15 protein-coding genes are annotated in these 13,802 nt (G+C 42.0%); 9 read left to right on the top strand and 6 right to left on the bottom strand.

Translation table 11 applies throughout. From position 1 onward, the window contains the following. Positions 1-14: 14 nt before the first annotated feature. The 4 genes from glnL to typA all read right to left on the bottom strand — a co-directional run bounded on the left by glnL (position 15) and on the right by typA (position 4,090). Positions 15-1,052, bottom strand: coding sequence for a nitrogen regulation protein NR(II) (gene glnL, locus GQA99_RS00825; protein ID WP_160051955.1), 1,038 nt, complete (start codon positions 1,050-1,052; stop codon positions 15-17). Between the two features lie 139 nt (positions 1,053-1,191). Then, on the bottom strand, positions 1,192-1,716 hold the full coding sequence (locus GQA99_RS00820) for a DUF4124 domain-containing protein (RefSeq protein ID WP_160051954.1): 525 nt from the start codon (positions 1,714-1,716) through the stop codon (positions 1,192-1,194). Positions 1,717-1,824: 108 nt separating this feature from the next. After that, complete coding sequence (ppnP, locus tag GQA99_RS00815) at positions 1,825-2,136, bottom strand: pyrimidine/purine nucleoside phosphorylase (protein WP_160051953.1); 312 nt, start codon at positions 2,134-2,136, stop codon at positions 1,825-1,827. 142 nt (positions 2,137-2,278) lie between these two features. After that, positions 2,279-4,090 carry a translational GTPase TypA gene (gene typA, locus GQA99_RS00810; RefSeq protein WP_160051952.1) on the bottom strand — a complete coding sequence of 604 codons (1,812 nt, stop codon included), beginning with the start codon at positions 4,088-4,090 and terminating at the stop codon, positions 2,279-2,281. Positions 4,091-4,574: 484 nt separating this feature from the next. Between typA and glnA the strand changes: the two genes are divergently transcribed. The 4 genes from glnA to GQA99_RS00790 all read left to right on the top strand — a co-directional run bounded on the left by glnA (position 4,575) and on the right by GQA99_RS00790 (position 9,078). Beyond that, entirely contained in the window at positions 4,575-5,984 is a 1,410-nt protein-coding gene (glnA, locus tag GQA99_RS00805) for a glutamate--ammonia ligase (RefSeq protein ID WP_160051951.1), read from the top strand. Positions 5,985-6,248: 264 nt separating this feature from the next. Continuing rightward, positions 6,249-7,832: a sensor domain-containing diguanylate cyclase gene (locus GQA99_RS00800; RefSeq protein ID WP_160051950.1), complete on the top strand. Its 1,584-nt coding sequence runs from the start codon at positions 6,249-6,251 to the stop codon at positions 7,830-7,832. A 30-nt stretch (positions 7,833-7,862) separates the two neighbouring features. Beyond that, positions 7,863-8,402 carry a type II secretion system protein gene (locus GQA99_RS00795; RefSeq protein WP_160051949.1) on the top strand — a complete coding sequence of 180 codons (540 nt, stop codon included), beginning with the start codon at positions 7,863-7,865 and terminating at the stop codon, positions 8,400-8,402. 205 nt (positions 8,403-8,607) lie between these two features. Continuing rightward, the gene (locus GQA99_RS00790) at positions 8,608-9,078 is read left to right on the top strand and encodes an Lrp/AsnC family transcriptional regulator (protein ID WP_160051948.1); all 471 of its coding nucleotides are present in this window, start codon (positions 8,608-8,610) and stop codon (positions 9,076-9,078) included. 82 nt (positions 9,079-9,160) lie between these two features. Here the strand turns inward: GQA99_RS00790 and GQA99_RS00785 are convergent, their stop codons facing one another. After that, entirely contained in the window at positions 9,161-9,808 is a 648-nt protein-coding gene (locus GQA99_RS00785) for a DUF2959 domain-containing protein (RefSeq protein WP_160051947.1), read from the bottom strand. Between the two features lie 64 nt (positions 9,809-9,872). Continuing rightward, positions 9,873-10,097, bottom strand: coding sequence for a hypothetical protein (locus tag GQA99_RS00780; RefSeq protein WP_160051946.1), 225 nt, complete (start codon positions 10,095-10,097; stop codon positions 9,873-9,875). 105 nt (positions 10,098-10,202) lie between these two features. Here GQA99_RS00780 and GQA99_RS00775 point away from each other — a divergent pair, with 105 nt between their 5' ends. The 5 genes from GQA99_RS00775 (at position 10,203) to GQA99_RS00755 (ending at position 13,794) form a co-directional block, all read left to right on the top strand. Next, positions 10,203-11,201, top strand: coding sequence for a virulence factor BrkB family protein (locus GQA99_RS00775; RefSeq protein WP_160051945.1), 999 nt, complete (start codon positions 10,203-10,205; stop codon positions 11,199-11,201). A 32-nt stretch (positions 11,202-11,233) separates the two neighbouring features. Beyond that, positions 11,234-11,671: a D-aminoacyl-tRNA deacylase gene (gene dtd / locus GQA99_RS00770; protein ID WP_160051944.1), complete on the top strand. Its 438-nt coding sequence runs from the start codon at positions 11,234-11,236 to the stop codon at positions 11,669-11,671. A gap of 33 nt (positions 11,672-11,704) precedes the next feature. Next, positions 11,705-12,187 carry a thioesterase domain-containing protein gene (locus GQA99_RS00765; RefSeq protein WP_160051943.1) on the top strand — a complete coding sequence of 161 codons (483 nt, stop codon included), beginning with the start codon at positions 11,705-11,707 and terminating at the stop codon, positions 12,185-12,187. Positions 12,188-12,322: 135 nt separating this feature from the next. Then, on the top strand, positions 12,323-12,916 hold the full coding sequence (locus GQA99_RS00760; protein WP_160051942.1) for an FMN-dependent NADH-azoreductase: 594 nt from the start codon (positions 12,323-12,325) through the stop codon (positions 12,914-12,916). A gap of 266 nt (positions 12,917-13,182) precedes the next feature. Continuing rightward, positions 13,183-13,794, top strand: a complete 612-nt coding sequence (locus tag GQA99_RS00755) for an SCO family protein (protein ID WP_160051941.1) — start codon at positions 13,183-13,185, stop codon at positions 13,792-13,794. Positions 13,795-13,802 lie beyond the last annotated feature (8 nt).

The raw sequence follows: 13,802 nt of genomic DNA, 5'->3' as shown, positions 1-13,802 counted from the left end.
TGCGTCATCAGCTTTTACTGTAATGGCAGGTTAATAATAAATTCGGTGTGTCCAGGTGCTGAAACACAATCAATACGGCCGCCATGTAAACGGGCAATATTATGGGCAATCGAGAGTCCTAGACCTGAGCCTTCTTCTCTGCCGGTCACCATAGGGTAAAAAAGTGTGTCCATTAAGTCGGGTGGAATACCTGGGCCGTTGTCGATGATCGACAGCGCTAATACCAGCTTATAACGTTGAGTGCCAATGGTGACTTGATGTTGAGTGCGGGATTTAATCAAGATTTCGCCGCCGCAAGGCTCTAATGCTTGAATGGCATTTTGCACAATATTGAGTACAGCTTGCTGCATTTGATCTGGATCCATTTGCAAATCAGGGATCGACGGGTCGTAGTCTCGCTTGAGCTTAATATTATCGGGCATCGCCATTTGCACTAGTTTGAGGACTTTTTGCACCACCTGATGAATGCTATGTGCTGAGTGTTGAGTTGGGCGTTGCGGTCCTAAAAGCCGGTCGACTAAATTACGCAGCCTATCGGCTTGTTCAATGATTAAGCTGGTGAACTCTTTTAAATCCGGTGAGGTTAATTCTCGTGAGAGTAGTTGTGCTGCTCCTCGAAGACCGCCAAGGGGATTTTTAATCTCATGGGCTAAATTACGCACTAAAAATTGTGCCGCTTGCTGCTGGGCATCCATGTTTAATTGTTGGTGAATGCGGCGCTGCTGGTCAACCTGGCGTAGCTCTAAAATACTCAGGTTACCGTCATTTTCAATGGGCATTAAGGTAATATCAATCGTGTGATGTTGCCCATCAAGGGTGATGAGTGCTGCTGTGTTAACGGTTAGACCTTGGCCAGCTGTAATGGCATCACGTAGAAGTTGTGGTTCAACCCCCATTAACTGATAAAGCTCTGGTAATGTTTGCTCAAGTAGTTTGTGATTGCCCACTCCAAGTAATTGCGCTGCAGCGGCATTGGCATAGCAGGGTTTAAGCTCGGTGTTGATTACCAACACTGCCGTAACTAAATGATTGAGTAGGTTATTTGTGTCCATTAGCCGTCCTAAAATGAGGTTGCACTACCATGGTGCACCACTTTGGTGCAGTCTGCAACCTATTCAACACAAACAACAATAAAGATTGAAAAGCTAAATATAAAATATAACTCAATGAATATTAATGCTTTTATCTTTTTTATTTAGACTTTCTAGCCGGTCCAAATACTGATGCTTGATGTAGAAATATCTTTCTTGGAGAGCTAGATGCAAGTACTTTGCCGCTTTGTGTTACCACATTAACAACAATGTTATGTTCGCCTCTAAAAATGCCGCTGAGTTGGAATGTTGTTGAAGTTTGCGGCTCCGTTGCGACGATGCCATCAACTAACAATATCATTTTGGCGCCTTTTGGCAGTTTTGGTGCAACACTGACGCTAACACTAAAATCGCCATTATTATCACGAATGGTGGCTTCTTCTTGAGGTGAGGTTATCGTAACAGTGTAACTAACTTGAGTTGCTGCTTCGGGCGTGACATTAGCTTGGGGTGGGGTATTGATGGTCATACTATTTTGGGTATTTTGATTAAGATCAACCGCTTCTGCGTTAGCTTTGGGCTCGTCAGAATAATGTACTTTCCCGTTCTCATCTACCCAGCGATACACGGTAGCGAGGCTGTTGGCGCTAATGATAAGCAAGCCAATAAGTAAGATAATACGCATGCTGAACTCCTTAAAAATCAATATTTTCATAGAGTAGACGCTTTTTATTAAAAAATCAGCTTAATCTGTTGCGGATTAAGCTGATATGACACTGCATAAGGTTTTTGGCTAGATATAGTGACAGCAGTATTCAGATATTTGGCTTGTGCGCAGGCTAAAGCTCACATTTGGTGCAAGCTCAAATTGACTACCGGCTTTAAACGCCTTCCAATCTGTCTCGCCTGGTAATAGCACCTCAAACTCACCTGAAGTGACCTGCATAATTTCACCTTCAGCGGTTGAAAACTCATACTCGCCTGGTAGTACGACGCCCAACGTTTGTCTGCTGCCATCGGTAAATAACACGCTTCTACTGGTGACCTTGCCATTGAAATACACGTTGGCCTGTTTTGCCACACTGACATGTTGCAACATACTCATATCGACTCCCAAATTAATGTTAACTATTGTGGATGAGTATTACAGATCTTTAATTAAACTTCCTAGTTAAATGTTTTCATGTTGTAACAGGCATAAAAAAGCCCAGATAATAATCTGGGCTAAATATTTTTACTGAACAGAATTAACCGCGGTTGTGGCGCTTACGTTCGTTTTCAGTTAAGAATTTCTTACGAACACGGATATTCTTAGGGGTAACTTCTACTAATTCATCATCATCGATGAACTCAAGCGCTTGCTCAAGTGTCAAGTTGATTGGAGGAGTCAGTACTTGCGCTTCGTCAGTACCAGAAGCACGCATGTTGGTTAGCTGCTTGCCTTTAAGACAGTTAACTGTCAAATCGTTTGAGCGAGCGTGAATACCAACAACTTGGCCTTCATATACTTCAACAGCGTGGCCAATAAACAGACGACCACGGTCTTGTAAACCATAAAGTGCGAATGTTAATGCTTTACCCGTTGCGTTTGAAATCAATACACCGTTAGCACGTTGACCGATGTCGCCGCCTTTATGTGGAGCGTAATGATCAAATGAATGGTATATCAAACCTGTGCCTGAAGTTGCAGTTAAGAACTCAGTTTGGAAACCAATTAAGCCACGGCTTGGGATAACGAAGTCAATACGCACGCGACCTTTACCGTCAAGTTGCATGTCTTTCATTTCAGCTTTACGGATACCTAATTTTTCAATTACGGTACCTTGGTGCTCTTCTTCAACGTCAACTGTAACCGTTTCGAATGGCTCACATAACTGGTCATCAATGGTCTTAAGAATAACTTCTGGACGTGATACCGCTAGTTCATAGCCTTCACGACGCATGTTTTCAATTAAGATTGATAAGTGTAATTCACCACGGCCTGATACGCGGAAACGATCTGGACTGTCAGTTTCTTCAACACGTAATGCAACGTTATGAACTAATTCTGTTTGTAAACGCTCAAGAATGTTACGTGAAGTCACATACTTACCTTCTTTACCCGCGAACGGAGAAGTGTTTACTTGGAATGTCATTGTTAGCGTTGGTTCGTCAACGGTTAATGGCGGTAATGCTTCAACTTCATTGACAGCACAAATAGTGTCAGAAATCTTAAGCTCACCAAGACCGGTAATCGCAACGATGTCACCCGCGTTAGCGATTTCAACTTCAGTACGGTCTAGACCCATGTAACCTAATACTTGGCCCATTTTACCGTTACGTTTCTTACCATCGGCACCAATAATGGTCACTTGCTGGTTAGTTTTTACGCTACCACGCTTAATGCGACCAATACCGATAACACCTACGTATGAGTTGTAATCGATTTGAGAAATTTGCATCTGGAATGCACCTTCCGAATCCGCGTCAGGGAAAGAAACTTTCTCTACGATGGTTTGGAAAAGTGGAGTCATGTCAGTGCTAGTGTCTTCTGGATCTAAAGTCGCGAAACCATTTAACGCAGAAGCATAAACAATAGGGAAATCTAACTGTTCGTCAGTGGCACCTAAGTTGTCGAATAAATCGAATACTTGGTCAATAACCCAATCAGGACGAGCGCCTGGACGGTCAATTTTGTTGATAACAACAATAGGCTTTAAGCCTTGAGCGAACGCTTTTTTGGTTACGAAGCGAGTTTGTGGCATTGGGCCATCTACTGCGTCAACCAATAGTAAAACTGAATCTACCATAGATAGAACACGTTCAACTTCACCACCGAAATCGGCGTGACCTGGTGTGTCTACGATGTTAATACGGTAGTCATTCCACTTGATAGCAGTGTTCTTTGCCAGAATGGTGATCCCACGCTCTTTTTCAAGATCGTTAGAATCCATAACCCGCTCAGTAGCTTCTCCACGAGATGCAAGGGTTCCTGACTGCGCCAACAACTTGTCTACCAGGGTAGTTTTACCATGGTCAACGTGGGCAATAATGGCGATGTTACGTAAATTCTCTAGCACGGATAAACCTCTAAACCATCAATAAAAAAAAGGGGGCTTTATAGTGAAATTTTATTATAGACACTATAAAAAAGCGTGCCATTCTACTTCAGAGCGGCTTTTGTAGATAGGATTATTTTTGAGCACATGGCATTTTTCGCTATGCTGTAGCCAAAAGCTGTCGTAAATTGCTTATTTAATAGCGTAACAAGTGTGTCATACAGAAATGTGACACTGACGAAAACTTTATCAATTAGCTTACGCACCACGATGGACTTTTGCACCACGCTGGAACATAGTGGTGCACTGCACTGGTGCAAAGTGGTTTTCGGTGCAGTGCGTAATATTTTCAAATTTAGCAAAATCAAAAGGTTAACTAGTTGGCATGATTATCGCTTTATTGCTGACAATCGTATAAATGCAAATTCGTTTTCCAGATGTGTTGTCTGGCGAATAACAAAAATTATTTTAAGGGATAACCCTTTACCCTACCGGAGGCTTGAGAATGTCAGTTGAATCAGTTTTAAAGCAACTTGAAGAGTTAGAAGTTAAGTTTGTTGACTTACGTTTTACCGATACCAAAGGTAAAGAGCAGCACGTTTCTATTCCATCTCATCAAGTAAATGAAGAGTTTTTTGAAGACGGTAAAATGTTTGACGGTTCTTCAATTGCAGGCTGGAAAGGCATCAATGAATCAGACATGGTATTAATGCCTGATCCAACGACGTTTGTTTTAGACCCATTTACCGAAGAAACTACTGCACTTATTCGTTGTGATATTTTAGAGCCTGGTACCATGACAGGTTATGACCGTGACCCACGTTCAATCGCTAAAAAAGCAGAAGAATACTTAAAGTCTACCGGTATTGCTGACACCGTATTAATTGGTCCAGAGCCAGAATTCTTTATATTTGACGATGTCCGTTTTGGTACTGACATGTCAGGTACTTTCGTTAAAATCGATGCCAAAGAAGCGGCATGGAACTCAGCTAAGAGCTACGAAGAGGGCAACACAGGCCATCGTCCAATGGTTAAAGGTGGTTACTTCCCTGTTGCCCCTGTTGACTCTTCACAAGACTTGCGTTCAGCAATGTGCCTAGTGTTAGAAGAAATGGGCCAAGTTGTTGAAGCGCATCACCACGAAGTGGCAACTGCGGGTCAGAACGAAATCGCAACACGTTTTAATACTTTGACTAAGAAAGCGGACGAAATCCAAATTCTTAAGTATGTTGTGCACAACATGGCGCATGCTTATGGCAAAACAGCGACATTTATGCCAAAACCAATCGTTGGCGACAACGGTAGTGGTATGCATGTTCACCAATCTTTAGCTAAAGATGGTGTTAACTTATTTGCGGGTGACAAGTATGCAGGTTTAAGTGAAACTGCCTTGTTCTATATTGGTGGTATTATCAAGCACGCTCGTGCATTGAACGCATTCACTAACCCAAGCACTAACTCTTACAAGCGTTTAGTACCTCACTTTGAAGCGCCTGTTATGTTAGCTTACTCTGCGCGTAACCGTAGTGCGTCAATTCGTATTCCAGTGGTACCAAGCCCTAAAGGTCGTCGTATCGAAACGCGTTTCCCAGATCCACATGCAAACCCATACTTAGGTTTTGCTGCTTTATTAATGGCTGGTCTTGACGGTATTCAAAACAAGATCCACCCAGGTGAAGCAATGGACAAAGACTTGTATGACTTACCTGCTGAAGAAGCGGCTGAGATCCCACAAGTGGCAACGTCATTAGAAAACGCACTTGAAAACTTAAAAGCTGACCACGACTTCCTTCTTAAAGGTGGCGTATTCAGTAAAGACTTTATTGATTCTTATATCACTCTTAAGTCTGCTGAAGCTGAACGTGTTGCACGTACAACGCACCCATTAGAGTTTGAGATGTACTACAGCCTATAATGAGTCCGTCTTAACAGACGACTTAGTATTGCAAAACAAAACCTCGATAAGTGATTGTCGAGGTTTTTTGTTATGGGTGTATTGCAAATGTAAACAGATGTGTCTAATGTGTGGTCTTTGTATTATTTATACTCTAAGTAAGTTAACACAACGCTTTGCATATCAATTTCTTGCATATCAATTTCGCGTAAAAATTAATCAAATATGTTTAGTGAAACGCCCAGTTGCGAACACAAAAATAAAGATAATGAGAACTATAATTAGATGAAATTATCATTTCGCTATTTGCTATTAATTGCGATGAGTTTGGTGTCATTGATCCCCATTTGTGTACTGGCATTATGGATGAGTCATCAAGCTCTCGATAATGAATATCGAACGGTTCACGACAAACATTTATTGCTTGCTAAAAACCTTTCACAAGCATTAGACCGCTACAGTGTGGATGCATTATCAATTTTTAGTCATGTCACTGACGCTGTTATCGAACAGCAAATTCCGTCAGAATTTATTTCACTTTTTAAAGACATTGACGTTGAGTCGGTTGGCGAATATAACGCTCATGGTCAGTTAGTTAATGTGTTATTTGGTTCCGCACAATCACTGCCTTTCTCGTTAACCGAAGGTGATAATGTTTTTGATCTTTCTCACTTATCTCACGCAATGTTTACGGATGTGCATAAGCTAGGGGTCGATAATCCGACCTTGTATATGGTGCGTAAAGATAGGCAACAACGTATCTGGTTGGCAGTAATGAATCCTGCATTTATTGGTTTATTACAGTCAGCGGTTAAATTTGGCAAACAAGGCCATGCTGCTATTGTCGACCGCCAAGGTAATGTGTTGGCTCACCCAAATAAAGAGTGGCAAGCAAACAGTAAAAGTTTGTCTAAAGTCAGCATTGTGAAACAAATGATGGCCGGTAATACTGGTGTGATGGAGTTTTATTCTCCGGCTGTTAAGCAGGATATGATAGCGGCTTATACTATTGTGCCTACAACGGGATGGGGGGTTATGATCCCGCAACCTTTGGATGAACTGTATGCTCGCGCAGAGTCTGAAATTAATACCATTTTATGGGTTGCTGCCCTGTCGTTTTTTGCTTGTTTATTACTAAGCTGGTGGATGACCGGATTGATCACACGACCGATTGCCGCACTGACCGCTCAAGCATGCGCTTTAGCCAAGCAGCAAACTCAACTCACCCCCTGGACTAAGCAGCGTATCGAAACTACAGAGTTTGTTACCTTGTTTGACAGTTTTTTCAGTATGTCAAAGCAAGTGATAAATAGTCAGAAAGAATTATCTCAAAGAGTCATCGATAAAACCGCTGATTTAGCTCAGGCGCAAGCCGAAGCATTACATTTAGCTAATCATGACCAGGTAACCGGGCTTGCTAATCGCATGTCGATTAGAAATACCATTCAGCAACGTATTGATGCCCAACAATCATTTTCTCTGTTATTTATCGATTTAGATGGATTTAAACAGATTAATGATACTTATGGCCATGGTATCGGTGACAGCTTACTGGTCAGTATTGGCCAAAACGTATCGGCCAATCTTGAGGTGGGTGATATTTTTGCCCGCTATGGTGGCGATGAGTTTGTGTTACTTTTACAGAATGATAACCCGTGTGATATTGTTAATCATAAGGCTAAAAGTGTATTAGAGTTAATTAAGCAGCCTTATAAAATTAATGGTCACCAGTTAAATGTGAGTGCCTGTATTGGTATTGCTCAATACGATGGCGCAGATAGCGATACCGACAGCCTTATTCATCGTGCTGACGTTGCCATGTATCAAGCCAAGCATGCAGGCAAAGACCAAGTCATGCATGCGTGTTAACTAAACGTATTTAAGGATTAAGATTCAAAAATGAGTCGACTCGCAACAATCTCTCGTCGTGCGCAAACCAAACCTAACGGCTTTACTCTAATTGAGTTAGTTATGGTGATCATTATTTTGGGTGTTTTAGCGGTTGTTGCAGCCCCAAAATTTATCAGTTTAAAAAGTGATGCTTATGCCAGTTCAATGCAAGGGGTTGCCGCCGCCATTAGCAGTGGTAAAACCATGGTGTATTCTGCATGTGTGATTAGTACCAGTTGCGATGAAACTGCACCTGCAAGTACAGGGAACAGCTTGGGTAATAGTATTATCGTACAAGGCCAATCGATTACGCTCGCTTATGGTTATCCTCGTCATACTGCAACAGCGGGCATTGCAAGAATGATTAACATTGCTGATATCTCTGATGGTGGAGAGTTCAAATTAGCCACTTATACATCATCAGGCCGCCCGGGCTTACGAATTCGTCCAAACGCCGACTATGCTGCCAATAAATGTGAAATCCGTTACTCACAGCCCTTAGCAGCAGGTGAGCTACCGCTTGTAGAAGTGGATATTGACGACTGTTAATACTATTAATGCCTGTAGGTAATACCAATGCCATGAAGATCACTTCATGGCATTTTTGTTAGTAGCAACAACTCACAACCGATATTGTGTCTATCGACTTGATTTTTTTGTGCTTAAGTAAGATTTGTAGAGGATTTCACTCAAAAATATGATATTTATATAATTAATCACTCATTTGATTCTGACTAAAAAAGCGATCTGTTTAATGGATAAGAAAGACCTAAAGCTGTTAGAAATATTACAGCGTCATGGCCGAATGGCGGTTTCTGAATTAGCCGACAAAGTAAATATGTCAGATACGCCTTGTCTGCGTCGAGTTAAAAAGCTTGAGCTTGATAAAGTGATTGTAGGCTATGGTGCCCAGGTAGATCCTGCAAAAGTGGGCTTAAGTGTCGTGGTGTACGCATCAGTGCGCCTGAGTGAGCATTCTGATGAGTCAACAGCATTATTTGAGAGTACGGTAGCGCAATTGCCAGCGGTAATGGAGTGCTCAGTGGTGACGGGGTCGCACGATTATTTATTAAAGATAGTCGCCAAAGACTTAGTGACTTACGAGCAGTTCATTAAAAAGTCTTTAGGTAACTTAAAGTACGTGTCTAATATTGAAACCACAGTAGTGTTAAAACAAATATTTAGTCATAACGTACTACCAGTCGACGCATCGCCGGTAGAGTAGTGTGCCTATAGTGGTATTGGCTATGCTACGTTTACATAGCCAATACTCAAATCACGTTATATTGATGACTCAGCTAAAGCGACTAACCTTGCTCCATTGACGCAATAAACTTGTTCGACTCTTCTATCGACTTGTTCATTTCATTGATTAAGCTTGAAATGTCAGTTTGTAAGTTAGCAAATTCACCTTTAATGGCACCAATTGCTTGAGCATTTAAGTTATGTTTTAGATAGAGCATATTATCTTTCATGGCGGTTAAAATTGGCGGCATTTTAGCTTCTGCACGGCGCATGCTTCTGACTAATGAAGTATAAGCGCGCTTGGTTTCGTTCAATTTGTTGGTGCTATTGCGGCGTAAGCTGGCTTTACTGATTTCGGTGATCTCATCTTGCCATTCTTCAAATAATGCATCGGCGACATCTTCCACTTTACCAATACGATTTGTGACTTCATCGGCCGCAGTTTGCGCAGACTCATATTCATCTTTGGCTTTGTTGTAGGCGTCTTCTAAATCGCCGCCATCAAAAGCCAGTAAAGCTTGCATTTCTTCGAGTGCAGAACTGAATTGCTCTTGTGCTTCTTCTTGTGACTCTTTGGCATTTTGAACACGATCTACCATAATGTCGCGCTTATGATAGCCGACTTTTTCCATGGCACCGTAATAGGCGCTTTGACAACCGCTCAACAGTAAACTGCTACTTAATAGTGCCAGTGATATCCATTTTTTCATCAATGTGTCTCTTTTTATTGTTTGAGTTGAACGTAACCTTAAAGAGGTTAACGATCAGATTTGTTTAACTGCCTGATTTAAATTTTGCAGCGTCGATAATGCTCCATAAATGGAACAAGCCACCAATAATGGCGGGGATCACTAAGACGAAAAAGAAATAGCATGTGGCTGTGATACAGAAAAACAACAATGCCGCTAAAATGCGTCCTTGTAAAAGTTGCCCCAGGCCTGGGAAAAATAAACTTGCTACTGCTGCGAGGACATTGCCCGCCGAACCTTGTTGAGACATCAATTCGCTCCATTCTTTTAGCACTAATATGTTATAACATTGTACGAAGTTAGTGGCTTAATACAAATGTTATCTCCACTAACGGACTATGAAATAAGGATTATTATGCCCAAGAAGTTTGATTTTAGACCATTCGTCGAGTTTTTTACTGGTATAGGAAAGTTTTTACTGCACCTAAAACAGCGCCTCGCTGACGACCAAATTAATATTCGTGCGGGCCATTTGGCCTATGTCACCTTGTTGTCGTTAGTGCCGATGGTGGCGGTGACTATGTCGATGTTATCGGCCTTTCCGGTCTTCCAGGGGATTAGAGGCAAGATAGAGGGATTTATTTATAACAACTTTATTCCTGCAGCCGGCGACACGGTACAAGTGTATATCAACGAGTTTGTTGCTAATGCGTCTAAAGGCACGTTTGTCGGTATTATCGCATTAGTCTTTGTCGCCATTATGTTGATATCAGCAATTGATAAAGCATTGAATAACATTTGGCGAATTAGCGAAAAACGCTCATATGTGGTGTCATTTTCAATGTACTGGATGGTACTTACCCTTGGGCCTGTATTAATTGGTGCCAGCCTAGTTGCTACATCTTATGTGGTGTCATTAGAAGTGGTGACTGGCACAGAGCTTTCGGGCATTGTGCCGTGGATTGTAGAGCGGATCCCATTATTGTTTTCGGTGGCCTCTATTTTGTTGCTGTACATGGTGGTACCTAATCAGAAGGTACGTTTCTTACATGCGCTACTCGGAGCCATTGTGGCAGCCGTACTCTTTGAAGCGGGTAAAAAAGGTTTTGCCTTTTATGTGACGCAGTTTCCTAGTTACGAAGCGATTTACGGCGCGTTAGCGGTTATTCCTATTTTATTTGTGTGGGTGTATTTATCGTGGATGATTGTGTTACTGGGCGCCGAAATTACCGCCGCGTTGCCTGAATATTTAGACAGCTTAGCGGTGATTGCTGAAGAGATGAAAGCAGAGATCTTTACCGAAGGTGAAGCCTCGAGCGAAGATGATAATGCCCAAAAGATGAATGTTCATGATCCTGTCGCAGTACATTCTCATGCCAAAGCGACCAGCGATTCATCAATAGAAAAGTCTTAATTGGTTGTTATATTTAATAATAGTAGGTTGTTATGATTGCATTAATTCAACGCGTCAAGCGTGCGTCGGTTACGGTTGATGGTGAAGTGGTCGGTAAAATTGATCAAGGTTTACTGGTGCTATTAGGTGTTGAGCGTGAAGACAATGCCGAAAAATTAGCTAAACTGGCTACCAAGGTCATGAACTACCGAGTTTTTAGTGATGATAATGGCAAGATGAACCTCAATTTGTCGCAAGTAGGCGGTAAGTTATTAGTTGTGTCGCAATTTACCTTAGCAGCAGATACCGCAAAAGGCTTAAGGCCGAGTTTTTCGTGTGCAGCAACGCCTGATCAAGCCAAACAATTGTATCTCGATTTTGTGGCTTTTTGTCGCCAACAAGGGGTTGAGACTGAAACCGGTCAATTTGCTGCCGACATGCAAGTAGAATTACTCAACGACGGCCCTGTAACCTTTAATTTGCAAGTTTAGCTTTAAGTAAGGCATAGGTGATAAGGAGTGGTAATGTCACAAGACAATGTAGTGCCAATCGGTAGTGGTTTTAGCGAACTGTTATCTCAATTGCAAAATACTTGGCATAGCACGATCCCTTTAAGCCAGTTTATGCAGGTCAAGCCGCTCAGCTTTAGTGGTACCGAACTGCAGGTCACCGCGCCTTTGGCACCCAACATTAACCTGCATAACACCATGTTTGCCGGCAGTATTTATACCTTAATGACCCTTACTGGTTGGGGCATGGTGTGGTTGCAGCAGCAACGGTTAACAGTGCAAGGAGATATCGTATTAGCTGATGCTAACGTAAAATACATCAAACCGATTACTGCCGAGCCCATCGCTAAAGTGATTTGGCCAAACACCGATATGTCTGGTTTAGCTGATGGTAAGCGGATTAAGGTCACATTAGAGGTCGGGCTGTACTGTAATGAGCTACTGTGTGCTGCCTTTACTGGGCATTATGTGTCTTTACCTAGAGTGATGACTGAGTAAACCTTTCTAATAAATCGAACTTTATTGCTACATTTATCCGCTTTTTTTCTTTTTTATCGTTCAATATACTGATGTCATTGGTCGATTATGTAGAGACCTCACTGAATAAACTTAACCTGGTAGGCGGAATAAACGATGACAAAAGTACTCATGTTAAAATCGAGCATTTTAGGCGAATACTCTCAATCCTCAGCACTTGTTGACTATGCTAGCGAGCAATGGAGCAAGCAAGGTGCTGAGATTACAACTCGTGACCTGGGCAGTAGCCCGGTGCCTATGTTAGATGGCGAGATTGCTGCTGGTTTACGTGGTGGCGACAATTTATCGGAACGCCAACAAGCGGCTTTGGCATTGTCGGACGAATTAGTCGCTGAAATTAAAGCCAATGACATCATCGTGATTGCCGCTCCAATGTATAACTTTAGTATTCCGACCACCTTAAAAAGTTGGATTGATTTTATCGCTCGTGCAGGTGTGACATTTACTTATACCGACACTGGCCCTGTGGGATTAATTGAAGGTAAGCGCGCGATTATTGTGACTACGCGTGGCGGCGCACATAAAGGCGGCACAACCGATCATGTGGTGCCTTATTTAACCACGGTACTGGGCTTTATTGGTATTACTCAGGTAGAAACCGTATACGCCGAAGCGCTGAACATGGGCCCGGATGCGGCCGAGGCGGGTATTAGCCAGGCTAAACAGGCTATCGACGCGATTACCTTGTAAATATAACAATATTGATTGTTGTGAAGCGCTCAAATCTAAACGATTTGGGCGTTTTTTTATTGGCTAATATGTCTGCTTTTTGTACTCACGATCTCTTGTGTTGATCCTGCATCTTATCTGCAACGTATTGAGCCTCCTAAGTGCCAGTTCAACTAATGACCTAATGAAAATATGTTTATATTCTTGGCCTATTCATTTGTGTAATTCTAGCTATCATTATATTGTTGATTGCGTTGGTCATGTGACATAAAAAGGCGTTAACCTACATGCAGTTAAAAAAAGTGGTTATTGCGTCGGTTTTAATTTGTATAAGCTTAGGAACGATCCCTATACTTATGGTGTTAAGCCAATGGTATCAAGACAGTGAAGCTTACGGCATTAATATTAACGACAGCCAACATTTGCGCTTTACTTGGCAAGACGTTGAGCAACAATCGCATCAGTTTCCTGCGTCCGCGGGCAAATATACCTACTTATTTTTAGGGTTTTTATCGTGCTCTGAAATATGCCCGATACGGATTCAACAAATGATTCAATTGGAGCAACACATACAGCAGGACGCTTTGCTAACTGGAGCTGAGGTGCAATTTATGTTTGTGACTATTGATCCCAATAACGATACCCCAGCAGTGCGTAAAAACTTAATCGATGATCGTTCGCCTCGCTTTGTGAGTGCATCATTATCTGATGATGAGCTGTCACGACTTGATAGGCGATTATCTGAAAATATTAATCATGAACTCACCAGTATAAACCATGTTGGTAAATTATTTTTAGTGTCCCCGGACGGACAACTTGTACGGATATACACGGCTCAGCAGCTTTCAACACTCAAAATGCTGCATGAGCTTAAGCACATTATGTCAGCTGAAATGTAGGCCTGTTT

The organism is Shewanella litoralis (genome assembly GCF_009828585.1).
Lineage (GTDB): Bacteria > Pseudomonadota > Gammaproteobacteria > Enterobacterales > Shewanellaceae > Shewanella > Shewanella litoralis.
Note: the sequence above shows the minus strand (reverse complement) of the source record. Positions and strands in the feature narration are given on the sequence as shown.